This is a genomic window from Acholeplasma sp. ORD1043, assembly GCF_057808485.1.
The window spans coordinates 1-25,444 of sequence record NZ_JAQLOJ010000013.1 but is presented as its reverse complement, the minus strand read 5'-3'; the positions used below and the strand labels follow the sequence as shown (position 1 = coordinate 25,444).

Annotated in this window: 16 protein-coding genes; all 16 read left to right on the top strand. The window is 32.1% G+C overall.

The features are described 5' to 3' along the window. Window position 1: 1 nt before the first annotated feature. The 16 genes from PG914_RS05650 to PG914_RS05575 all read left to right on the top strand — a co-directional run bounded on the left by PG914_RS05650 (window position 2) and on the right by PG914_RS05575 (window position 25,379). The gene (locus PG914_RS05650; protein WP_488822739.1) at window positions 2-2,494 is read left to right on the top strand and encodes a GH36-type glycosyl hydrolase domain-containing protein; all 2,493 of its coding nucleotides are present in this window, start codon (window positions 2-4) and stop codon (window positions 2,492-2,494) included. Continuing rightward, complete coding sequence (locus tag PG914_RS05645; RefSeq protein WP_488822738.1) at window positions 2,484-2,882, top strand: cupin domain-containing protein; 399 nt, start codon at window positions 2,484-2,486, stop codon at window positions 2,880-2,882. Before PG914_RS05650 ends, PG914_RS05645 begins: the two co-directional genes overlap by 11 nt. Continuing rightward, window positions 2,879-3,592, top strand: coding sequence for a glycoside hydrolase family 16 protein (locus PG914_RS05640; protein WP_488822737.1), 714 nt, complete (start codon window positions 2,879-2,881; stop codon window positions 3,590-3,592). The genes PG914_RS05645 and PG914_RS05640 overlap by 4 nt, the downstream gene beginning before the upstream one ends. A gap of 12 nt (window positions 3,593-3,604) precedes the next feature. Beyond that, window positions 3,605-5,047 carry a glycoside hydrolase family 30 protein gene (locus PG914_RS05635; protein ID WP_488822736.1) on the top strand — a complete coding sequence of 481 codons (1,443 nt, stop codon included), beginning with the start codon at window positions 3,605-3,607 and terminating at the stop codon, window positions 5,045-5,047. A 184-nt stretch (window positions 5,048-5,231) separates the two neighbouring features. Next, the gene (locus PG914_RS05630; RefSeq protein ID WP_488822735.1) at window positions 5,232-6,878 is read left to right on the top strand and encodes an ABC transporter substrate-binding protein; all 1,647 of its coding nucleotides are present in this window, start codon (window positions 5,232-5,234) and stop codon (window positions 6,876-6,878) included. A 112-nt stretch (window positions 6,879-6,990) separates the two neighbouring features. Then, window positions 6,991-9,978 carry an extracellular solute-binding protein gene (locus PG914_RS05625; protein ID WP_488822734.1) on the top strand — a complete coding sequence of 996 codons (2,988 nt, stop codon included), beginning with the start codon at window positions 6,991-6,993 and terminating at the stop codon, window positions 9,976-9,978. After that, a complete protein-coding gene (locus PG914_RS05620) occupies window positions 9,962-10,900 on the top strand; it encodes a carbohydrate ABC transporter permease (protein ID WP_488822733.1) in 939 nt (312 codons plus the stop codon). The genes PG914_RS05625 and PG914_RS05620 overlap by 17 nt, the downstream gene beginning before the upstream one ends. 15 nt (window positions 10,901-10,915) lie before the next feature. Then, complete coding sequence (locus PG914_RS05615) at window positions 10,916-11,791, top strand: carbohydrate ABC transporter permease (protein WP_488822732.1); 876 nt, start codon at window positions 10,916-10,918, stop codon at window positions 11,789-11,791. Window positions 11,792-11,799: 8 nt separating this feature from the next. Further along, the gene (locus PG914_RS05610) at window positions 11,800-13,836 is read left to right on the top strand and encodes a YIP1 family protein (RefSeq protein WP_488822731.1); all 2,037 of its coding nucleotides are present in this window, start codon (window positions 11,800-11,802) and stop codon (window positions 13,834-13,836) included. Then, window positions 13,823-16,348 carry a DUF5696 domain-containing protein gene (locus tag PG914_RS05605; protein ID WP_488822730.1) on the top strand — a complete coding sequence of 842 codons (2,526 nt, stop codon included), beginning with the start codon at window positions 13,823-13,825 and terminating at the stop codon, window positions 16,346-16,348. The genes PG914_RS05610 and PG914_RS05605 overlap by 14 nt, the downstream gene beginning before the upstream one ends. Window positions 16,349-16,358: 10 nt before the next feature. Beyond that, window positions 16,359-17,375 carry a carbohydrate ABC transporter permease gene (locus PG914_RS05600; protein ID WP_488822729.1) on the top strand — a complete coding sequence of 339 codons (1,017 nt, stop codon included), beginning with the start codon at window positions 16,359-16,361 and terminating at the stop codon, window positions 17,373-17,375. Next, window positions 17,365-18,492 carry a carbohydrate ABC transporter permease gene (locus PG914_RS05595; RefSeq protein ID WP_488822728.1) on the top strand — a complete coding sequence of 376 codons (1,128 nt, stop codon included), beginning with the start codon at window positions 17,365-17,367 and terminating at the stop codon, window positions 18,490-18,492. The genes PG914_RS05600 and PG914_RS05595 overlap by 11 nt, the downstream gene beginning before the upstream one ends. Before the next feature lies 1 nt (window position 18,493). Beyond that, window positions 18,494-19,393 carry a glycoside hydrolase family 16 protein gene (locus tag PG914_RS05590; RefSeq protein WP_488822727.1) on the top strand — a complete coding sequence of 300 codons (900 nt, stop codon included), beginning with the start codon at window positions 18,494-18,496 and terminating at the stop codon, window positions 19,391-19,393. 1 nt (window position 19,394) lies between these two features. After that, window positions 19,395-22,499 carry a cellobiose phosphorylase gene (locus tag PG914_RS05585; protein ID WP_488822726.1) on the top strand — a complete coding sequence of 1,035 codons (3,105 nt, stop codon included), beginning with the start codon at window positions 19,395-19,397 and terminating at the stop codon, window positions 22,497-22,499. A 2-nt stretch (window positions 22,500-22,501) separates the two neighbouring features. After that, window positions 22,502-24,349 carry a glycoside hydrolase family 3 protein gene (locus PG914_RS05580; protein WP_488822725.1) on the top strand — a complete coding sequence of 616 codons (1,848 nt, stop codon included), beginning with the start codon at window positions 22,502-22,504 and terminating at the stop codon, window positions 24,347-24,349. A 22-nt stretch (window positions 24,350-24,371) separates the two neighbouring features. Then, the gene (locus PG914_RS05575; protein WP_488822724.1) at window positions 24,372-25,379 is read left to right on the top strand and encodes a LacI family DNA-binding transcriptional regulator; all 1,008 of its coding nucleotides are present in this window, start codon (window positions 24,372-24,374) and stop codon (window positions 25,377-25,379) included. Window positions 25,380-25,444 lie beyond the last annotated feature (65 nt).

The window sequence follows — 25,444 nt, the reverse complement described above, 5'->3', positions numbered from 1 at the left end:
AATGAATGAGAAGAAGATTAAAATAACTAAAAATCATGCTCAATATATACCACTTTTTAACAAGAAGGGTTTAAAGTCTTCGATTACTCCATTCTTTGGTGGTGATATTAAGTTAGATCACCATCATTATTTGTTAGAGCCAACAACAGAACTTGATCTATACCAAAATAATCTTTCGAGAAACATTATTTTTTCGATTGATGGTTCGATGTATTTTTTAAATGGTAACACATCGCTACAACAAAACGATGAACTAACAGCAACCTATGGACTTTTATACCAAAAAGTTGAAAGAATAAATAAATTATTTACATTAAATACATTATCCTTTATTACATTGAATGATGATATTGAAGTTTTAAAAGTAGAAATAAAAAATACCTCCTCAAAGCCATTTTTATTAGATACGATTACTGCAATTCCAATTTATGCGCGTAGTGCTGATAATTTAAGAGACCATCGTCATGTAACATCTTTATTAAATAGAGTATCAGTTGCTGAAAATGGTGTTTTAGTTCGTCCATCTTTATCTTTTGATGAAAGAGGACATAAAGAAAATCATCACACATATAGTGTTTTTGCTTACCAAAACAAACTTAAAGTTACTCGAATGATTACCACGCTAGAAGATTTCTTAGATGGTGGTTCTTTTAGTTTTCCAAAAGGTATTTATAAAGAACAGACAAAACACAAAGATGGCTACGAAGTGATTGCCGGGATTGGTTTTGAAAAAACGATTTTAAAACCAGATGAATCATTGACGTTTATTGTCACAATGGGTATTTTTGATGAAGGAGTAGATGCGAAATCCACACATGAAAAATATCAAAATTTAAAACAAGTAGATGATGCATTTAATGAAGTTGTGACATATTTTAATAAAGAAAATGAAAAGTTAAAGTTTGAGCTTTTTGATAAAGATACATCAACTCTACTTGAATGGGTAAGACTTCAACCAGTTTTTCGCAGATTCTTTGGTAACTCTTATTTACCACACCATGATTATGGTAGAGGTGGTCGTGGATGGCGTGATTTATGGCAAGATCTTTTAAGTCTTATTATGTTTAATGACAAATCAGTTGAATCATTATTATTGAATAATTTCCAAGGAGTTAGAATTGATGGTTCAAATGCAACCATTATTGGAGATAAACCAGGTGAATTTTTAGCAGATAGAAATAAGATTGTAAGAGTTTGGAGTGACCATGGGGCATGGCCATTATTAACTGTCTTAAGCTATATAAATCAAACTGGAGATTTATCCTTCTTATTTAAAAAACAATATTATTTTGATGATCAATTTACACATTACACAAATAAAACTAAAGATAGATTTAGCTTAGAACATATTTTAGAAAACAAGGGTTTGAAATATCAAGGGACAGTCTTAGAACATTTATTACTTCAAAATGTCATTGCACATTTCAACGTTGGTGAAAATGGTTTTATCAAATTGGAAAATGCCGATTGGAATGATGGGCTTGATATGGCTAAAAAGTATGGGGAAACAATAGCTTTCACACACTTTTATGCTAAAAACCTAGAAAGATTAGCAAAAATAATTAAAGAAACAAATGAAGATATATACTTATTCGAAAGTTTGAAACAACTTATTTTTGAAGAAATAACACTTGATGCGTATTTTATCAAGGTATCTAACTTTGATGAAGATGTGATTCAAGTTGACAAAAATCAATTAGTTCAAAAATTAGAATTATTATGTAGAGCACGTATTAAGAAGATTAATGAAACTGCATGGATTAATAACTCTCATCTTCAAAGTTATGTTACTGAAAATAAGGTGTTTTTAGATAATAACAACACAATGAATTTAACAGGACAAGCAATGGCTCTATTAAATGAAACACTCACTATAAAGCAAGCTAAACTTATAGCAAACAAAACAAAAGAACTTTTATTTAATAAAGATTTAGGTGGGTATCATTTAAATACAGATTATAAAGAACTCAAATTAGATTTAGGACGTGCCTTTGGATTTGCATATAACCATAAAGAAAATGGGGGAATTTTCTCTCATATGGCGATTATGTATGTTTATGGATTATATAATTATGGATTAGTAAAAGAAGGTAATGAAGGCTATAAAGCATTAATTCAACGTGCGATAAATCCAGATAGTTATACACTTTTAGGTATTCCAGAATACTTTACTGATCAAGGTGTTGGAAAATATCTTTATCTAACAGGTTCAGCATCTTGGTTATTAAAATTATTAATCGAACAAGTTTTTGGTATAAAGTACACGTTTGGAAGATTAAGTTTAGAACCAAAACTTGTTAAAGATGATTTCATTGACGGTAAAGCATCCATTCAAACATATGTTAGAGGAAATTTAATTAAGATTACATATGTGAATGAAAATAATTTAGATTATGGTGAATATAAAGTATCAAGAATAATTAGTCAGGAGAAAGAGATATCAATTGACCAAATAGGGGATTCTGATATCTTAGTATACTTAGATGCAATTTGAAACATTTGACTTTAATGATGCTGGGTTTAAAGTACTTATGCATTATGACACATGGAGAGTAGCTATTCTAAATTTTGTTGATGATTGTAAATTAGATGGATTACGTTATGTTGAAGCACATTTAGAAACAGATGAGGTCTTTGTCTTATTAGAAGGTGAAGCAACGCTAGTTTTTGCTGATATTAAAAACGATGTGATTACACAAATCAATGCAGTGAAATTGGAAAAGAATAAAGTATATAACATTAAAAAAGGTATATATCATACTCAACTTTTATCAACTGATGCAAAACTCTTAATTGTTGAAGCAAAAGATACAGGGGATAGTAATTCAATCAAACACTATCTTTCAACCAATGACCTAAAGTTAATTAAGGAGGCTTTATGAAAAAAGTAATATTTTTTGATGATTTTAATCAAGGTGATCAACCAAATCCTGAATATTGGACGATTGAACAAGGTGGAAATGGATTTGGTAATCAAGAAGATCAATTCTATACAGATAGATTAGAAAATATTTATCAAAAGGATTCAATTTTACATATCGTAGCTAGAAAAGAAGATTTTGAACACAGACATTACACATCTGCTAAGATTACCACAAGAGGTAAAGTAGGTCTTTTATATGGAAAAATTGAAGTCAAAATGAAACTTCCAAAAGGCTTAGGAACTTGGCCTGCTGCATGGTTATTGGGTACAAATATTAAAGAAGTTGGTTGGCCTGCATGTGGTGAGATTGATTTAATGGAATTTGTTGGAAAAGAACCAGATCGACTACATTTTTCATTACATTCAAAAAACTTCAATCATGTAAAAGGTAATAATCTACATTTGGCAGAAACAATTCAAGGTTTATCTGATGATTTCCATATCTATACATTAGAGTGGACGAAGGATGGATTTAAGTATTACTTAGATAATAAATTAACATTTGTAGCTCCAAGGGATGGTGAGGAAGGTCCGGATAATTGGCCATTTGATGCACCACATTTCATGATTTTCAATTTAGCAATTGGTGGAACATGGGGTGGAAAGATTGATGATTCTATTTTTCCGGTTGAATTTTTAGTGGATTATATCAAAGTTACTGAAATTTAAAGGAGAGTTTGAATGTACAAAAAATTAGCAATAAGTTTTATCTTTTGCTTAAACCTAATCATGCTTGTAGCATGTGGAAAAACCGAACCACCTGAAGAGGAAGAACCAGTGAAAAAAACGTATACTGTTGAATCTTATGTAACATTAGGGAATAAGGAAAAACTTTTAAATAAAGAAGCAGATAAACAAACGGATCTAAATCTTAAAGCAAATGGAACAAAGATTCGATTAGACCCATCAAAACTGTATCAGGAAATGGACGGTTTTGGTGCTGCATTAACTGAATCTAGTGCAGTAGTTATTTCAGGGTTAGATGAAACTTCTAAACAACAAGTCTTAGAAGATTTGTTTGGTGATTCAGGTATTTCGATGTCTTTCATGAGATTAACAATTGGTGCATCTGATTTCTCTTTAAATAACTATACATATAATGATACTGAAGATAATATACCTGATTTAGAACTTGCGAACTTTTCTATTGATAGAGAAAAAGAAAAACTCATTCCGTTGATTAAAGAAGCAGTTAGCTTAAATCCAGAGTTGAATATTATGGCATCTCCTTGGAGTGCACCAGCTTGGATGAAGGGGAATAAGAGTTTAAATGGTGGATCACTTTTAGATCAATATATTGATGTTTATGCTGAGTATTTTGTTAAATATCTAAAATCAATGGCAGAAGAAGGTGTTGAAATTTATGCTGTAACACCTCAAAATGAACCATTGCATCAAACTTCTGGTTATCCTTCAATGTATATGCTACCTAATCAACAAATTAATTTAATTGTTGCGATGGGTAAGCGTTTCGTTGAAGAAAACATTAAAACTTTAATTATGGCATATGATCATAATTGGGATCGTATGGATTATCCAATTACTGTAACAAACTCAAAAGCTAAAGACTATGTTGCTGGAGCAGCATTACATGGTTATGGTGGCGAAGTTAAAGATACTGGAAGATATCAAAATGCATTTCCTGACAAGGGTATCTGGTTTACTGAAATATCAGGTGGATTATGGGCAACAAACTTTGCTGATAATATCACCTGGAGCATGGAAAATATTTTTATCGGTTCAATTAAGTATGGTGCCAAAGGTGTCTTAATGTGGAACATCGCATTAGATGAAAACCAAGGTCCTAAAAATGGTGGTTGTACAAACTGTCGAGGTGTTTTAACAATTAACTCACAAACAGGTGAAGTGATTAAGAATGAAGAATATTATACAATTGGACATTTTTCAAAGTTCATTAGAAATGGTGCTAGAAAAATTGAATCGACAGTAAGTAATCAACAACTTTTACAAGCAGCATTCTTAAATCCTGATGGATCAATCGTTCTTGTTGTTCATAATAAAACAAAGATTCCACAAAGTTTTTCTATTTCGATTCACAGTGGAGAAGTTGTATATTCACTGCCTGGACAAGGTACTCAAACATTTATTTTTTACGAAAACTAGTTTACGAAAATTAAGAAAATTTTAATGAAAATCAGCAAAAATAAAGAAAATGATGCGTTTTTTAAATAAACACGAATTATATTACGAAAACGTTGTAAAACGCTTATTATTTTTGTTGAAATCGTTTTCATGAAGTGTTATAATGAGAATGTGATAAAACACACATTCCAAATAGGAGGAAAGTATGAAAAAAATATTTGTGTCAGTATTTCTGGCAATGGTAGCTTTTCTTTTGGTAGCCTGTGGACCTGGATATGAAGGTCTTCCAACAGATACTGAAGGGGAACTTACAATTATGCTTTGGTCTGGTGACGGTAATTTCTATGAAAATATCGGGAAACAAACATTAGCACCAGAAGATCTTGTTTCACAAAATGCTGCAACTATTTATGCTGTAGCAAAAGAGTTTAACAAAGTATATCCAAATGTAAAAATTAATGTTATTACTAAACTTAATGGTCCAGATGATGACGGCGTGAGCTGGGATCAATTTAAGGAAAATTTCGTTTTAGAACATAACAAGACAGTTGACATTTGGGCATCTACTAACTTAGTAGGTGAAGTACAACGTGGTTTAGTTGCTGACTTATCAGTATTTGCTAATGACCCAATGTATCAATCATTCAACCCTGGTATCATGTCAATGATGAACTATTATGGTATCCAAGCTGGTTTACCACAGTTCTTACAACCATGGGGCGTGTACATTAATAAAGAATTAGCAGACAACAATAACATCGACGTTCCAGAACCAAACTGGACAATTGATGAATATACTGATTTTGTTTCACACTCAAACCCAGGTGTATGGTATGGTTCAATGGATACTCCTAAGAGTTTCATCTTTACTGGAACTACTACAATGGCTCAACAATTAAGAAACCAAAGTGGTGACAATCCATTCATTAACATGAACTCAACAGAAGTTAGATCATTAATTCCATATATCGCTGAATGGGCTGATCATTCTGTATGGCCACAATGGGATAAGGTAGCTGGTACAGAACAAGAATCAATTATGTCAGGTTTCATGAATGACAATGGTTGGTGGAGTTTCAACTTCTTCAAGAACGGTACATTATTAACTCTTGATGGAGACCCTTGGATGTTAGGGGATGCTGCAAATCCAAATGAAACTCACTGGGGTAGAGTTCAATCTGACAACTGGGATATTTATCCAAGACCTTCAACAGATTATGTTGATAACACAGTTGGTGTTGTATTAGACCCTCTTGCTATTCATAACTATGCGTTAGAAGATGAAAACCCAGAATTAAGTGATGAAGAATATGCTAAGCTACAAATCGCTTATACTTTCGCATCATTCTGGATTGGTGATGACCGTGCTTGGGAAGCTCGTAGAGATCAAATGTACAAGAATGGTGATACTATCAAGACTGCTATGAACGACTCTGTTCCTCTAGTAACTGGTGATGCATTCACTCGTCAAATGGAAATTTGGTTTGAAGCTGAAAACCATGCTATGTTAGCTGATAAAGAAAAGTTCCCTGGATTCCACTACATGATGGAAGTATTTGCTGGCGGTAATGTTCAAGACGTTTCTGATAAAGCTTATCCTTGGTATTATGATGATAATGGTACAAGAAGAGGTATCTTATATGAATGGGATAACTTCAACTTACCAGAAGTCTTAACAGGTACTCCAGGTGCTACATCACCTCGTAGAACCGATGCTGGTTTCACAACTGCTGTATTAGCTAAATTACCTGAATGGAATACTCAAGCTAACGCTCGTTTCAAAACAGAAGTTGATAAATTAAAGGCTGCATTAAAACTTCATTATGGCTTAACTGATGAAGACTTTGCTTAATATATCAATATATTAACTATTATAAAAAGATAATTTTTTAATATCTTCCGTTGTGATGGCACTAGACGTCTTGTTTAGTGCCATCATAACTTAAAAAGGAGTGGATTTTCACATGATGGGTAAAATAAAACGTACCATTCGTTGGACATTAGCGGGGATAATTGCGTTAATTTTAATTATACTTTTAGCGACTGGTAAAGACATATATATTCCAGATGGCAGCATTACCCAATCTGAAATTAATACAGCAATGATACTACTTGATTCAACCACCAATAATGCTAGATACACATATGTCGATTATTTACGCGAGAATCAATTACAAGTTGATTATGGCGTAAATAGTATCATAGCAGAACTTGATAATGTTGAAGCAGGAACAGATCCTTCAAATGGTCACTTAAGTTTAGATATGCCGAAGAATACGACGGCAATTTATACTGTTATAGTACCGGAAGATGGTTTCTATCATATTGGTGCTCATTATAAAGTTGCTAATGCAACCTTAAATCAAATTACGATTGACTTAAAAATTAATGATCAAACATATTATGAAGAAATGAAAACCATTGAACTTCCTATTATTTGGCAAGATCAAACAAAAGATTATGCTAAAGATCGATATGGAGATGAGGTTTTACCAAACCAAGTGATTGTAGATACTTGGCATTTTACACCTTTGTATAACAATACTTATGTAAGTGTTGATCCATTACTTTATAAATTTAATGCTGGTTTAAATACAATTCAAATTACGAATACTTCATCATCAGTTTTTAGAATTTCAAATATTGAAATCTATCAACCAACCAAGTTGGATTCATATCAAGCATATAAAGATAAACAAACTGGTAGTGAAGTGAATGGTGTCATTGATATTAAAGCAACTGACTATATTGAAAAAAACACATCATATGTTCAAGCGTTTGCTGAAATGAATCCAAGCTTAGCACCGTTTGACCCAGTTTATAAAAAACTCAATGTTGTTGATGGAAATACATGGAGATTACCTGGTCAATCTGTAAGTTATGAAGTAGAAGTTTTACAGGCTGGGTTATATCGATTAGCATTCCGTTATGCAAACTTTAAATATGATTATCCAGTTTTTAGATCGATTTATATTAATGGAGAAATTCCTTTTGAAGAAGTAAAAGCTTACCAATTTAGACCAACAACAAGTGGTAATTGGAGAGTTGAAACTTTAGGGAATAGTGAAACTGATTTCTTATTCTATTTAGAACAAGGAATAAATACAATTACATTACGCGCTGAAGTAGAACCACTTCAAAGTGCAATTCGTAAAATTCAAATGTTAATTGACCATATTAACACTTTTACCCTTGAAGTTAGAAAAATTACCGGTAAAGATATCGACAAAGACCGTACATGGCGTTTTAGTGAATTAATCCCTGAAACTAAATCATATATCGAATCATATATCTTGCTTGTTAAAGCATCAATTGATGAATTATCAATCTATGCACCAAATGGAGCAGCATCTACGACACTATCATCCTTACAAAAGTCGCTTTCAAGATTAGAAAATATTTATGAAGATTATAATCGTTTACCACTTTATATGGATGATTTAGTCGGTGGATCAGGTTCAATTAATCAATTTTTAGGTGATATTTTAGATACACTTAAGAGTCAACCACTTTATTTGAATCAAATTCATGTATACAACAATGTTGAATTAAGAAAAGCAAATGCGAATATTTTTGAATCATTCTGGGCAACAATTCAAGGTTTCTTTGCATCATTTACTTCTAATAAGTACAAACTTACAAAAGAAGAAGGTGTATTAGATATTTGGGTTAACCGACCAATTACTTATGTTGATATGATGCAAAAAATGGCTGACCAAACATTTACACCTGCAACTGGTGTACCGGTTAAGATTTCAGTTATGCCGGATGCAACCAAATTAGTTATGGCATCAGCGGCAGATCAACAACCAGACGTCGCATTAGGTTTAATTTCTTATATGCCATTTGACTTAGCAATAAGAAATTCAGCATATGACTTATCATCATTCCCAGATTATTGGGAATTCGCTAGTCAATTTGCTCCGGGTGCATTTGTGCCTTATATCTTAAATGATAAAGCTTATGCACTGCCTGAAACACTTGATTTTAATGTCATTATTTATCGTAAGGATATCTTTGATTCACTCAATTTCATGGTTCCAGACACTTGGGATGAAGTTATTCAAATCTTACCGGAACTTCAAAAATATGGTATGAATTTCTATCACCCAATCGCTGGTGGTACAGCGATTAAATGGTTCTACCAAACATCTGGTTTTATTTATCAATTTGGTGGTGACATTTATTCACAAGATGGACTTAGAACTGCAATTAATGAAAAAGGTGCAGTTGATGGTCTGACATTCTTAAATCAGTTATTTACAAACTATGCTTTACCTGAACAAGTAGTTTCATTCTACAATTCATTCCGTTATGCAACTCTACCAATTGGTATTGCAGATTTTGCAACATATCAATTAATTAAAAATGCTGCACCTGAATTAACCGGTATGTGGGATATTGCTCCATTCCCTTCTGTTACAACAGATGAAGGAACAAATCGTCACTATATTGCTAATGGTACTGCTGGAATGATTATGGCTGATACTGATCAACCAGATGAATCATGGGAATTCTTGAAGTGGTGGATGTCAACTGAAATCCAGTCACAATTCTCATTCAATCTACAATCTACTTATGGTCCAACATACACTTGGATTTCAGGTAATATTAATGCATTTATTGAATCACCATTCCCAGAAGAACATAAAGAAGTCATTCTAGAACAAATTAAATGGTTAGTTGACGTGCCAAGAACTCCAGGTCAATATATGCTTGAGCGTTCATTATCAGACATTTGGAATACAGCCGTATTTGATGGAACACCAACCGGGATTGCTGTTGACCAATATGTGATTCAAATTAACCGCGAAATGCGTAAGAAGATGATTGAATTTAAATTCTTAGACATTGATGGTACAGTCTTACGACCATACAGTATCAGAGATATTCACTGGGTAAGACAACAAATGCTAGATGCAGCAGGAGGATATCATGGATACGTTGAATAAAGTTACAGGAACTAAAAAACACTTCCTAAAAGATGCTAAATTCAAAGATGCAATGACTGTTTTCTTCATGTTATTACCGTATGTCTTATTATTCTCATTATTCATTGCATTTCCGGTTGCAATCGCAATATTCTTATCACTAACATCATTTAACGTGATTGAAACACCTTCATTCTTAGGATTGACAAACTATATAAATATTTTTACGCAAGATCCTGTCTTCTTAAAATATGTACTACCAAATACATTGATGTTTTCACTCCTCGTAGGTCCTGGTGGTTATATGTTATCTTTCTTACTTGCATGGTTGCTTGCTCAAATCCAAGCACTTCCAAGAACTATCATTGCCTTAGCAGTTTATTCGCCTTCAATGGTCGGTGGTGTCTTCATTTCAGTTGTATGGCGTACCTTATTTTCAGGTGATGAATCAGGTTACATTAATGCCCTTTTAATGGATTGGGACATTATCGACAGACCAATCCAATTCTTGCAATCTCCTGAATACTTAATGCCAATTGTTATTGTTGTTGCGTTATGGAGTTCAATGGGTGTTGGTTTTCTTGCCATGCTTGCAGGTATTTTAAATGGTAATGAAGAACTTTATGAAGCAGCATATATTGAAGGTATCAGAAATAAATTTCAAGAAGTTGTACATGTAACGATTCCAATGATGAAACCACAAATGTTATTCGGTGCTGTTATGGCAATTGTTGCAACCTTTACAAATGGTTATATCGGCGTTGCGTTGTCTGGTTCGAACCCAACACCGCAAAACGCAGTCCAGTTAATAACAAACCATATTGACGATTATGGCTTTATTCGTTATGAAATGGGTTATGCAGCTGCATTATCAGTTGTGTTACTCTTAGTCATTTGGATATTCTCTAAAGTAGCCTATCGTTTATTTGCGGAAAAAGATTAGGGAGGAGGCACATATATGAGTTTTCAAGGTACAAAAATAAACCCTACTTCATTCTCTAAATCACAAATACCGTTTTATATTGTTTTAATTCCAATGGCAACTTTTATGTTGCTTCCGGTATTATTCATTTTTAACCAAGCATTTAAACCACTTGATGAATTGTTCTTATTCCCACCAAGATTCTTCGTACAGAATCCAACTTTTAATAATTTCACAGAATTATTTAGAACAGCAACATCAACTGGTGTCCCACTTGTCAGATATTTATTTAACACATTGGTCATCACATTGATTATGGTCTTTTTAACAATCCTAATCAGTACAATGACTGGTTATGTCTTAAGTAAGAAGAAGTTTAGAGCGAAAAAAGCACTCTTTGGTTTAAACCAAACAGCCTTGATGTTTGTTAGAACTGCAGTGGTTATCCCAACTTACTTTATTATTGTACAAATTGGGTTAAATAATAATCCACTTGTTCATATCCTCCCATACTTAGCAGTTCCTGTAAATGTCTTCTTAATGAAGCAATTTATTGATCAAGTTCCAGATGCGTTAATTGAAGCTGCAAGAATTGATGGTGCGAATGATTTCCAAATTTTATTTAAATTAATTTATCCACTAACAAAGAATGCGATTGCAACAGTTGCAATCCTTACATTCCAAGCGACGTGGGGTGCGGTAGAATCATCTTCATTATATATTCAAGATGAAACCATGAAATCATTTGCATTCTATTTGAATACTTTAGCATCATCTAATACTGGTTCCGCACTTGCTGGGGTCGGTATGGCTGCCGCTGCAGGTTTAATCATGTTTTTACCTAACCTAATTATCTTTATTATTATGCAATCACGTGTCATGAATACAATGGCACATGCCGGCATTAAGTAGGTGGTTATATGAAAACATTGAAAAGAAGTTTAACCCTTATTTTGCTACTATTTACATTATTCTTATTAATTCCACAAGCAAATGCATCAAGTGCAACATCATATACATTAACAATTAATGCTAAAGGTCAAATGGTTAGAACTCAAGATGCATATTTACCACTTAGAACAACAATGGAATTAAACCTAAAAAATCCAGAAGATATGATCTTTGATGACGAAGGTTATTTATGGATTGCTGATACTGGTAATAAAAGGATTCTAAAATATGATTCTATATCAAATACACTTGTAGATACCTTGACATATCCAGAATTTGTTTCTCCTCGTGGGATCTTTGTTTCAAGTCGTGGTATTTATGTTGCTGACTCAGCAGCTGGTGCTGTATTTAGATTTGATGATGATTTCAACTTTATAGAGAAGTTTACAAGACCAGATTCAGTTTCTTATGCAGATGCAACATTTGAACCTTCAAAAGTTGCAGTCGATAACAGAGGTAATTTATACATATCAGCACTTGGTGTCTCAAGTGGTATCATCCAATTATCAAATATTGGTGAATTTTTAGGTTTCTTTACAACCAATAAGATTCAATTAACACTTATTCAACAATTCCAAAAAATCATTTTATCAAAAGAACAATTTGACAATTTGTTAGCTAGAACACCAAATCCATTCTCATCAGTTTTCATTGATAAGAACTCAATGGTTTATACAACAACGATGTCAGTAAGATTTAACGCAGTTAAAAAGCATAATACACAAGGTGGTAACATCTTCCAAGGAACATTTGCTTTTGATGATGCAAGAGACATTTATGTTGACAAAGATGGGATTGTTTATGCTGGTATGCAAGGTGGCGAAATCTTTGTTTATGATGCAACTGGTGAGTTTATTTACTACTTTGGTTCATCCAATTCAGATGCGACAAGTGGTCAAGATGTTTCAGGGGTATTCTCACGCTTATCAGCTATTGCAGTCCGTGATGATGGCGTAATCTTTGCACTTGATGATAATAAATCATTTTTACAATCATTTGAACCAACCGATTATGCAAAAGAAGTATATAACGCAATCGGTTTATATGAAGATAGAGAGTACTTACAAGCAATTGAAGCTTGGCAAGAAGTCTTAAAACTAAACCAAATGTCAGTTTTAGCTCATAACTACATAGCTAAAGCTTATTTACAATTAGAAGATTATCAAAATGCTATGGTTCATTTTGAATTAGCAGGTAATCGTGCTGGTTATTCTGATGCTTCATGGGAAGTTAGAAATGTAACCATTCAAAGTTATTTAGGTATCACAATCATTATTATGATCTTAATTTATGCAGCATCCGTTATCTTAAATAAAGTGGATGCTAAAACAGGTAAGATTAGTGAATTTACACATCCTATGAAATCATTCTTTGATCGTAAATTCTTAAATGATTTAACATTTACCTTTAAGATAATGAGACATCCAGTTGATAGTTTTGAAGATTTGAAGCATGGTCATAAAGGTTCGTTCTTAGCATCATTCTTAATATATCTTGCAACATTTATTGCATTTATCATCTTTAATACTTCAAAAGGATTTATTTATCAAATTATTTTAGTAGAAGATATCGATTTAACGGCATTAGTTTTAGGATTCTTTTCAGTAACTTTACTATTTATTATTTGTAACTACTTAGATACATCAATTAATGATGGTATTGGTAAACTTAGACAAATCTTTACAATGTTTAGTTATTCATTAGCTCCATTATTGTTTGCAATGATTTTAACAACAATTCTTTCACATGTATTAACCTTTAATGAAGTATTTTTCTTAGACTTCATCATGAGTGGTGGTGCGTTATGGAGCGGTATTTTAATTTTCTTAGGTACATCAGAAATTCATGAATATAGTGGTAAACAAACAGCTAGAAGTATTATCATGAGTTTACTTTTTGCTTTAATCATTGTGGTGGTTTTAATCATCATCATTACTATGTGGCAACAACTTTACTTATTCTTAGAAGCAATTATTAAGGAGGCGTTAAGAAATGTTTTCCGTTAAAAGATTACTCATTTTATTCTTTATGATTGTCATTATCGGCTATAACGTTAATGCCATTTATGTTGAGACAAATAAAGATACTAAACTACCTCCAGATGAAACAACAATTGTTCCTTTAAATAAGGAAGGTTATACTTTACTGCAAGAAAATGAAAATTATGAGTATTACTATAAAGCACATAATGGTATTTTAGCAGTTTATGATAAGCGAAATGGTTATACATGGAAATCAGGTATTGATCATGATTACGATTCATATATTGAAGCAGTAACTGAATTATTTATTGAAAACAATCCAGATGCAATTGATGAAGAGATTTTAGCATTAGCTAAACCTTTTGAAGAGCAATTAAATGACTCAAGAGAAGGTATCGCAAATTCATTGATCGTTCTTGAATATGTGAATAGATTGAATGTATCTCGTCCATCTGTTCAAGCTGGTTCAAGTTTTAAACAATTTATTATTGCTCCAGATCTTGAAAACCCTGGACAAGACTCAGTTCAAGAAAGAGTTGCAAACTCAGTTCGAACTGATGATATTAAAATGGTTAACAATGACCCTAATCATTATCGAATTGACTTTAAATTTAAAGCAGTAGATATTGAAGTTAGAGTTCACCTTCATTTTTCAAAAGATGGATTTGCCATTGAAATTAAAGATGAAGAGTTAGATGGTGATGATTTAGATTTACTTATTTCTATTTCATTAGCACCATTTATGGCATCAAATGGTGGTAAATTAGGTGAGCCTAGAGTAGAAACCAGAAATATGGGGACTGAGGAAGAACCAATTTGGGAAAAACGAGTCCGTTGGGATCAACCAACAATTAGTAAGACAAGATATCCAGGTTATATTTTAGTACCAGATGGTTCTGGGGCACTCATTAGATTTAGCGATTATGAAGCATCATTAAACGGATATACTGGTACAGTTTATGGTCAAGATGTTTCTCAAAATCAAACTCAGTATACAAGAGAAACAAATATGGTACCAGTTAAACAACCAGTGATGCCTTTATTTGGTGTTTCATATGGTGATGGTACTCAAGCTGCATTTATTAGTTATACGACTAAAGGTGCCGAATATATGCAAATATATGCAAGACCTAGAAACTCAGCTGACTCATATAACTTAACTGATTATCAAATTGCACATACAAGATACTTATATAACAGACTTTATACCCAAGTTTATAACCAAAGTGGTGCTGGGTATCAATCATTATTCGAAGAGCGTAATCACTTTGATATTTATCAACAATTTGATTTCTTAGCAGGTGATGGTAGTTCGCTTGCCAACCCATATAGTGCAGATTATGTTGGTATGGCAAGAAAATATCGAGATCATCTCATTCAAACTGGTGTATTAGTACCAAAATCAAATGAAGAAGTGAATGTCCCAATTAGAATTGATTTCTTAATGAGTGATGCTAAAAAGTCACTTGTTGGAACTGAAGATGTTGTTGTAACAAGCATTTATCAAGTAAGAGATATCCTAACTGATCTGCAAAATAATGGTGTATATAACATCAACTCTGGATTATTAGGGTATCAAAAAGGTGGCGTCACTTTAGGGCGTAAAAATGAACCTGAATGGAGTGATTCAATTGGTTCTAAGAATGCCTTCCAATCTGTTGTCAATGAGTTGAAAGAACAAGGAATTGATGTATCACTTTATCAAAATTACACAACCCTTTATGAAGAAAACAACTTATTAATTGGTAATGCAACTAAGCATGTAGGAGGTTGGTATAATGAGTATCTTTACTCGAGAGTTACTGGTCCAGTTGAAAAACAATATTTTGCAATCCCTTCTGTTGCTGCAAGTTGGATGAATAATAATATATATAAAACACATAATATGGGGTTTATCTCATATACAATTGATGGTATTTCAAATAGATTATATTCACACTATTATTCATCAACTGAAATTATGTCTGTTACAGATACGATAAACATCTATCAAGAAGCATTTGCTCATATGGATTCATCGATTGTAATTAATGCTGTTACACCGAATCAATACTTATGGAAATATGTCGATAGATATTTAAATACACCAATGTTTTCTAGCCAACATTTAATCGAATCTGACACGGTTCCATTCTTACAAATCGTTTTACAAGGTTCAATGGAATCATATGCTACTTATTCAAACTTCTCATTCTATCAACCAAAAGATATTTTAAGAATGATCGATTATAATACATATCCTTCATTTGTCTTAACGAATGATCCAAGTTATAAATTAGTTGCAACGCATTCATCAAACTATTATTCAACTGAATATCAACTATATTCAGAGATGATCAAAGATATTTATGAGACTGTAAATAGTGCTTTAGCACCAACTATAAACGATATATGGACATCTAGAACAGTATTAGCACCTGGTGTGATTGTTAATGGTTATTATAGTGGTTTAGAGATTGTGATAAACTACACCGATAATCCATACACATATAAAGGTGTAGAAGTAGCACCAATTAGTTTTGGAATCATTGTATAAGGAGGAAAGTATGACTAAGATAAAGAAAAGAAAAGCAAAAAGTGAAAATATAGCATACTTTTTCCTATTACCTTGGTTAATTGGATTAGTAGCATTTGTTATCTATCCTTTTATTAACACTATTTGGCTTTCATTTAATATCGTTTCAAAAGATATTTATGGTTGGACGTATCAATTTGTTGGTGGTGAAAACTATGTCACTGCCTTCTTAAAAAATACTGAGTTCAATCAATTGCTAGTATCATTTATTACAATGGAATTTACATATGTTCCAATGATTCTAGTTATTTCATTAATTCTAGCAGTTTTATTAAACACTAAGATTAAATTTAGAGCTGGATTTAGATTGATTTTCTTCTTTCCAGTGGTAGTGATGTCTGGACCTGTGATGACTCAATTAAGAAGTAGTAATGCGGTCCAATTAATGGATATTTCTGATTTATTAGTTTTTAGAATGATTGAAAATATTTCACCATTCTTTAGTGATTTATTAATTACTGTATTTGATAATTTCACACTTATTTTATGGTTTACAGGTATTCCAATTGTTCTCTTCTTAAATGGTCTACAAAAGATTGATAAATCGCTTTATGAAGCCGCTCAAATTGATGGTGCATCATCATGGCAAATGCTTTGGAAGATCATGTTACCTAATCTAAAATCAACCGCATTGATCGTTGCAATCTATACCGTTGTTCAAATTGCTATTTTTGAAGTGAATCCGATTTATAATTTCGTTATTTCAACCATTTCATCAAACTATACATCTGGTTTAGGTTTTGCTGCTGCAATTGTTTTAATCTACTCAATGGTTGTACTAATCTTTATTGGTATTATCTTCTTACTATTAAAGGGTAAGAATGAGTCAAAATATTTAGATACAATTCAAGAGAAGAAACAAAAACAAATAGCTAAGATTAATAAGCAACAATTACGAAGAATGCGTGATAATGAAACATTTACAGAGTGGCGTGATCGTGTTTTCAAACGTAAAAAGAAGGATATAGGTGATCAACATGAAAGCTAAGTTAATCAATATATTCCAAAGCATAAAAGATTTCTTCACTAAAATTAGTGATTTCTTCAAAAGTGATAAATTTAAAAAGTTGATTTTTGGTCACCAAGCGACTAAAGGTTTTATCGGCAAATTGATTGTTTATGTATTATTGATTGGGATTTCATATGTATTCTTATTCCCAATTATTCGAATGATCTCATTGTCTTTCATGACAAGAAATGACTTATTAGACCCGGAAGTTGGTTGGATTCCAACTGGTTTGACATTTACCAATTTCACTGTTTCAAATCATGTCTTACAACTTTTACCACCAGCTTGGTTTAGAGACGGACTTTCATTTTGGGACCGTGTTGTAGGTACTTTTACTGATCCAGGTAATCTATGGAAGAGCATTTGGAACATGGGTACATTAGCAATTGTTCAAACTGTTATTTCAGCATTAACTGGTTATGCTTTTGCAAGATATAACTTTAAGTTTAAAAATGTACTTTTTGTCTTCTTGTTATTATCATTTATTATTCCATTACCGATGGTCACAGTACCTAGAATTATGATGATTTCTGGGTTACAAGAAAACTTTTGGACACCAATTTATGATGCATTGTTTGCAAATACATTCTTAAAAGATTTCTTTAACAGAACCTTATTCTCAACATTAGCACCTCAAACAATATTTTCATTTTTTGGTCAAGGTGTGAATTCTGCAATCTTAATTTTAATATTTTATAACTTCTTTAAAATGATTCCAATTTCACTTGATGAATCAGCTCGTATTGACGGTGCATCAAGTCTTCAAGTGTTCTGGCATATTTATGTTAAGCTTGTTGTTCCAATTATTTTAATTGTTTTCTTATTTTCATTCATTTGGAATTGGAACGATATTTATTCAGCAACCATATTCTACGCATCAAATAATCCACTTGTGATTATGAGATTATCAATGTTTGACTCAATCTTCGCTGATATGGCTCCAAGTGCACCGGGTGATGTTGGGGTTGGCTTAATTAGTGAAGGTTATAAGTCGGCAGCTACATTCTTAGCGATTATGCCATTATTAATACTATATCTAGTTGCTCAGAAACAATTCATTGAAGGTATTGAGCGTACTGGTATGACAGGAGAATAATATGAAAAAAATAGTTGTATTAATGATGGGGTTCTTTTTTATCACATTACTTTTAGCGTGTGATGAGAAAAAAGATCCACCAAAGGAAGAAGAACCTCCGAAACAATACTCAAAAATTGATGGATATACCTATCAAACACCTGTTACAGATTATGAACTCGTATGGAGTGATGAATTTGATTATGAAGGCTTACCTGATTCAACTAAATGGGGTTACGATTTAGGTCAATCAGGTTGGGGTAATAATGAACTTCAAAATTATACAAATGATGCGAAAAATGCTCGCGTAGAGGATGGTGTTTTAAAAATTGAAGCCATCAAAGATGAAGTAGGTTGGACATCAGCTCGTCTCGTCACTCGTAATAAAGGTGATTGGAAATGGGGTAAGATTGAAGTTCGTGCTAAAATTCCAACTGGTCGAGGTACATGGCCAGCTATTTGGATGTTACCAACCGATTGGGCATATGGTTCTTGGCCGAACAGTGGCGAAATTGATATCATGGAACACGTTGGTTATGATCAAAATAGAATTCATGCATCAATTCATACACAGGCTTACTACCATAAGATTGGTACTCAAAAAAGTGGTAGTAAAACGATTCCTACAGCAAGTGAAGAGTTTCATGTATACGCAGTTGAATGGTTCCCTGATAAATTAGTTTTCACAATTGATGGTTCAGTGTATTTTTCATTTAACCCATTTAACTTTGTTCAAACACCGATGAATCAACATTGGCCATTTGATAAGAGATTCCATCTTTTATTAAATATTGCTATTGGTGGTGACTGGGGTGCTGCGCAAGGAATAGATCCTAATTTAGACTATGCACTAATGGAAGTAGATTATGTTCGAGTATATCAATCTCCAACGATTCAAAATTTATTAAGAAAGTTATATTAATATGAAATTCTATAACGAGCAAACTAAAGAATTTATATTTGAAAATTATCATAAACAAAAACCATTTGCATCATTCTTACCAGGTGTTGCTGGTAAGAATGGTGTTCCAATGTGGACATATTATGTCAATCGCGGCCAATTAATTTCATCCTTTGGTATTGAAAGTAAAGAGCATGCGATTATGGATTTTACACCAGCAAATTTAAGTTATAAATACACACCAATTAATGGTTTTAGAACATTTGTTAAAGTAAATGGTAAATCGTTTGAACCATTTGGAACTAAAGACCAAAAGAGATTGTTAAAAATTGGTAAGAATAAAGTTTCTATAGCTGAATCAACAAAAGATTTAGATACTGAAGTTAAATACTTTAATGTGACTGGTGAAAACTATCCAGGTTTGGTTAGAAAAGTTATTTTTACTGCTAAAACTGATATGGAATTAGCTTTTGTTGATGGTCTTGCGAATTTTTGGCCATATGGTACAGGACTTTATGCACAAAAGAATATGGCAAATCTTGCGGTTGCATGGTTTGATGTTTTTAATCTTGAAAACAGAATACCATTTATGAAAAACCGCTCAACAACAGAAGACACTGAAGAAGTAGGAACGGTTGAAGCGGGTAATTTTTATATTACAGTTGATGAAAAAAACGAAAAGTTATTTCCGGTTTATGACCCTAGTTGTGTATTTGACTACTATAATGATTTATCTATACCATATGCGTTTAATCAATTAAACTATGATGACTTTATAAAACAACCTCAAGCTTCAACAAACCAATTATTAGCTGGTTTTTCTACTGCTAAAGTCTATCTAAAATCAGGTGAATCATATAGTTTTTATACATTGATGGGAAGTTTTAATAGCCAAGATACTTTAAATAAAGTCTCACAAAACTGGACTTTTAGTTATTTTAAAGATTTAGAACAAAGAGCAGAACAATTTATTGAATCGTTAGTTTCACCGATGCAAATTGAAACTTCAAATCCACTTTTTGATGCCTATATGGAACAAGCGTTCTTAGATAACTTATTAAGAGGTGGTTTCCCATATATATTTAAATCAAAAGATGGCGTTCATGTTTACCATACATTCTCAAGAATACATGGTGACATGGAACGTGAATACAATAATTTTTATGTTGAACCAAAATATTATTCACACGGGAATGGAAGTTACCGTGATGTTAATCAAAATCGACGTAATGATGTTTACTTTGTTAAAGAAGCAGGGCTATTTAACTTAAAACAATTCATTGAATTGATTCAAACAGATGGTCATAATCCTTTAACAATTGAAGGTTCTAGATTTGAATTTGATCAATCAAAATTAGTTGAGATTAAAAACCTCGTATCTTTAAATTTTGAAAAATTAGAGAACTTCTTGAAATCTAGATTTACTCCTGGTGCACTTTTAATGTTTATTGAAAGTGAATCATTAACAAAAGATAGCAAAAGACTTTTAGAAAATATTTTATTTTATAGTCGTCAAATAACTCAAAGTAGCTTTGGTACAGGTTATTGGAGTGACCACTGGATTTATAATCTAGATTTATTAGAACTTTATTTAAATGTTTATCCAGATAAATTACAAGATTTACTCTTTAATGAAAAAGTTGCTTTTTATCAATCACATATGAGTGTATATCCTAGAAAGGTCAAATATGTATTGAATCATCAAGGTATGCCTCGTCAATTAGGTCCTTTATATCATGATCAAGAAAAGATAGATAAATTGAAACTTAAACAAGGTTCTAATTTCCATAAAAATGAGTTAGGTGAAGAAGTAAAAGTACAACTTTATACGAAGTTTTTACACTTAGCTTTAATTAAAACTTCAAGTCTTGATCCATATGGTATGGGTGTTATGATGGACTCTGAAAAACCAGGCTGGAATGATGCTATGAATGGTCTACCTGCTATTTTTGGTTCCGGTTTAACTGAAACGATTAATTTAAGTAAATTATTAAAACAACTTTTAACATGGACTAATCAGTTCAAAGATGAAAAAGTCTATATACCAAATGACATTTATCAATTATTTAATCAATTAGTTAAACATATTCATGATGGCTTTAATGTTATTCAAGATATAAGAGAATCATTTGATCAAAAGACTAGGTTTTATTTAGATAGTAAGATGGTTGAAATTAGTTTATCACTACTTGAAAAAGGTATTAAAACTTTAGATGCTTATGTTGACAAAGGTATTGATCAAGCATTTAAATTAGGAAATGGTTTAATTCCAACATACTTAACATTTGAAGCAGTTAAATATGAAAAAAATGGTTTAAAACATCCACACTTAAAACTTGATTCAATCAATGTTTTAGAATGGAAAGTAAGACCATTGCCATACTATTTAGAAGCACCAGCACATTATTTAAAATCAAAAGCAACCACGAAGGAAGCTAAAAGTATTCATCGATTAGTCCATCAGTCAGGTATCTTTGACGAAAAATTAGGTTTATACAAAACATCTGCATCACTTGAACACGAAACCTTAGAAATTGGACGTGCAAGAGCCTTTACAGAAGGTTGGCTAGAGCGTGAAGCATCATTTGTTCACATGAGTTATAAGTATTTAATTGGCATGTTTAAGAGTGGATTATATAAAGAATTCTATCAAGATATTAAATCTGGTATGCCACCTTTTATGAATCCACTAGTGTATGGTAGATCAACATTAGAAAATGTTTCATTTATTGCAACATCTAATAACCCTAATCCAAAAGTACATGGTAGAGGTTTTGTTGCAAGATTAACCGGTACGACCAGCGAAGCATTAACTCTGGCATATTTAATGTTTATCGGTAAGCATCCGTTTGAATTTATTAATGATGAATTAACTTTTAAAATTGAACCAAAACTTAAAAAGTCATTCTTTAAAAATGGATTAGTTTCGATTAAATTTTTAACTCATATTAAAATTATCATCCATAATGAGTATCAAGAAGATACCTTCAATCAAAAAGTGACTAAATATGTTTTATATGCTAAAGATCGAGTAGAAATGGTTGAATCTTCAATTATTAAAGGCAAACTTGCAAAAGATATTAGAGATTTAAAATATGAAGAAATTCATGTTTACTTAGGTAAATAATTATGATGCATAAGAAAATTTTAAGTTTATTAAGTATCATCGCTCTAATATTCATTATCGTTGCATGTGAGAAACAAACAGATGAACCACCAATTGATGATGGTAAATACCCACCTGACTCATATACACTTGATGAAAAATTAAATTGGTGGTTAGAAAAACTCACACTTGAAGAAAAAACTGGTCAAATGATCCAAGCAGAAAGAAAAAATGGTTCAAATGGTGTGACACCAGCTGAGGTAAAGAGTTTAAATCTTGGCTCTGTATTAAATGGAGGTGGTAATGTACCAAATCCAAATACTTTATCTAACTGGCAAAATATGGCAAAAACTATGTATAATGCCGCATTAGAATCATCCTCAGGCATCCCTTTAATTTATGGTGTTGATGCTGTACATGGACATAATAATTTACAAGGTGCAACTATATTTCCACATAACATTGGTCTTGCTGCTGCCAACAATCCAGATTTAATGAGAGAAATTGGTAAATATACAGCTTATGAAGTTTCTCAAACTTTTATAAATATGAACTTTTCGCCTTCAATAGGAATTATTAAAGATAAAAGATGGGGAAGAACTTATGAAACCCTAGGTGAATCAAGTGAACTTGCACAAGGATTAATTGGACCATATATTGAAGGTATTCAAGAATATGGTGTGATTGGTTCTGCAAAACACTTTTTAGCTGATGGTTACACAACTTATGGCACAGGTTTAAATGGGAAGTTAGATCGCGGTAATTCAGAAGTTACTGGTTTTGAACTCTATGAATATTTCATACCTTTATATGTTGAAGCAATCGAAGCAGATGTAAAAACAATCATGGTATCTTATAGCAGTTTAAATGGTATTAAAATGCATGAAAATAAGGAATTAGTAACTGAAGTTTTAAAGGAAGATTTAGGTTTTGAAGGATTTGTTATTGGAGATTATAACGGTATTGATGAACTTAATGCATCTACTTTTGAAGGTAAAGTTGCTCGGGCAATTAATGCTGGTATAGATATGTTGATGCAACCGCATAACTATAAACAAGTTTATGATGCAATTATTTATAATGTTAATAATGAAAAAATTCCAATGGAACGTATTGATGATGCTGTAAGAAGAATTCTTAAAGTTAAATACGAAATGGGATTATTTGATAAAGTTTTAGAAGCTAAAAATGATTTACGAAGTGAAGAAGCGCTTGCTGTAGCGCGTCAAGCGGTACGTGAATCTATGGTGTTATTAAAAAATGAAAATAATGCCTTACCACTATCAAAATCAGATGATATTTTACTTTTAGGTGTAGGTTCTGATAATCTAGGTATTCAATCTGGTGGTTGGACAATTAGTTGGCAAGGTGGCGATAATATCAACGTTACTGGAACAACAATATATGAAGCAATAAAAGCTGAAACAAGTGGTAGTGTATATCGTTCAATATCAGATTTAGACAAAGTTGATAAAGTAGTTGTTGTATTAGCGGAAAAGCCACATGCTGAAATGAATGGTGATAGTTCTACATTATCATTAACTTCTGATACAGCATATAGAGAAAATTTAGAAGTGCTTGAGATGATCAAAGATATCGATAAACCAGTAATTGTTTTATTGATTGCTGGTAAACCATTATTGATTGAAGAATTTATTGATGAAGTTGATAGTTTTGTTATGTTATTCTTACCAGGTTCTGAAGGTCTAGGTATAACAGATGTTTTATATGGTGCGTATGATTTTAAAGGAAAATTACCATTTACTTGGCCAAAGACTGTAAATCAATCAAACCATACATTATATAAAGAAAATTATAATGAATTAGAATATCGTTATCCATTTGGGTATGGTTTAAGATATAATAGTTAATATATTTTAGAGGAGGGGTATTGTGGTAACAATCAGTGAAATCGCACGCCGAGCAGGTGTATCTATTTCTACGGTTTCAAAATCACTGAATGGATATAGTGAAATTAGTGAAGAAACTAGAAATAAAGTCAAACAAGTAGCAGAACTGTTAGGTTATACACCAAACGCTTCAGCTCAAAGTTTGGTTTTAAAGAGAACAAATACTTTAGGTGTCGTTTATGAAGTAGAACATGGTTTAAAAAACCTCTTTTTCGCTGCAGTTTTAGAATCTTTTAGAAAATACGTGCAATCCAAAGGTTATGATATCTTACTCCTTTCTAATAATACTGAATCTAAATTAGATTACTTAAAGCATTGTTATTCTAAAAATGTTGATGGTGTCTTAGTTGTTTCTACAGGTTCATCATATGATGCGGTTAAAAAACTCTTTGATAGTAATTTAGCTGTTTTATCATTAGATCCAGAAGATGCAATTCCAAACTCTATTTATTCAGACTCATATAACTCAATTAGAAAGTCATGTAATTACCTTTATGAATTAGGTCATCGTAAAATCGCCTTTGTAAATGGTAGTTACACCAATTTCATTGGGAAAGAACGTTTACTTGGATATTTAGATTTCATGCAAGAAAAAGGTTTAGAACCACTTTATATTAAAGAAAAAAGTAATGAGTCTTATTCTTACCATGATGGTTATCAAACCATGAAGGAACTTTTTGAACGATATGGTTTACCTGATGCAGTATGTACAGTATCTGACCTAATGGCAATGGGGGCAATTCAATTTCTTCATAATCATGGCTATAACGTTCCAGAAGATGTATCAGTAATTGGATTTGATGACTTAGATATCTGTGAAATCTGTACTCCGCAACTGACAACGCTTCGTCAAGATTACGAGTACATTGGTACTAAAGCAGGTTCGGTATTAATTGATATGTTAGATAACAAGGATAGTAAACTAGATCCAATTGTTGTTGATACAAAAATAATCGTAAGAGATTCTTGTAAAAAAAATAAGGCCCTTTAAAATAGTTGGTGTAAAATCCAAATAGGGCTTTCCAAAAGATGGTGTAAAAAACACCTTTCAATTAG

Excerpts from the sequence above, each read along its gene's own strand:
- PG914_RS05650 (WP_488822739.1), top strand. The coding sequence starts at position 2 with ATGAATGAGAAGAAGATTAAAATAACTAAAAATCATGCTCAATATATA.
- PG914_RS05645 (WP_488822738.1), top strand. The coding sequence starts at position 2,484 with ATGCAATTTGAAACATTTGACTTTAATGATGCTGGGTTTAAAGTACTT.
- PG914_RS05640 (WP_488822737.1), top strand. The coding sequence starts at position 2,879 with ATGAAAAAAGTAATATTTTTTGATGATTTTAATCAAGGTGATCAACCA.
- PG914_RS05635 (WP_488822736.1), top strand. The coding sequence starts at position 3,605 with ATGTACAAAAAATTAGCAATAAGTTTTATCTTTTGCTTAAACCTAATC.
- PG914_RS05630 (WP_488822735.1), top strand. The coding sequence starts at position 5,232 with ATGAAAAAAATATTTGTGTCAGTATTTCTGGCAATGGTAGCTTTTCTT.
- PG914_RS05625 (WP_488822734.1), top strand. The coding sequence starts at position 6,991 with ATGATGGGTAAAATAAAACGTACCATTCGTTGGACATTAGCGGGGATA.
- PG914_RS05620 (WP_488822733.1), top strand. The coding sequence starts at position 9,962 with ATGGATACGTTGAATAAAGTTACAGGAACTAAAAAACACTTCCTAAAA.
- PG914_RS05615 (WP_488822732.1), top strand. The coding sequence starts at position 10,916 with ATGAGTTTTCAAGGTACAAAAATAAACCCTACTTCATTCTCTAAATCA.
- PG914_RS05610 (WP_488822731.1), top strand. The coding sequence starts at position 11,800 with ATGAAAACATTGAAAAGAAGTTTAACCCTTATTTTGCTACTATTTACA.
- PG914_RS05605 (WP_488822730.1), top strand. The coding sequence starts at position 13,823 with ATGTTTTCCGTTAAAAGATTACTCATTTTATTCTTTATGATTGTCATT.
- PG914_RS05600 (WP_488822729.1), top strand. The coding sequence starts at position 16,359 with ATGACTAAGATAAAGAAAAGAAAAGCAAAAAGTGAAAATATAGCATAC.
- PG914_RS05595 (WP_488822728.1), top strand. The coding sequence starts at position 17,365 with ATGAAAGCTAAGTTAATCAATATATTCCAAAGCATAAAAGATTTCTTC.
- PG914_RS05590 (WP_488822727.1), top strand. The coding sequence starts at position 18,494 with ATGAAAAAAATAGTTGTATTAATGATGGGGTTCTTTTTTATCACATTA.
- PG914_RS05585 (WP_488822726.1), top strand. The coding sequence starts at position 19,395 with ATGAAATTCTATAACGAGCAAACTAAAGAATTTATATTTGAAAATTAT.
- PG914_RS05580 (WP_488822725.1), top strand. The coding sequence starts at position 22,502 with ATGATGCATAAGAAAATTTTAAGTTTATTAAGTATCATCGCTCTAATA.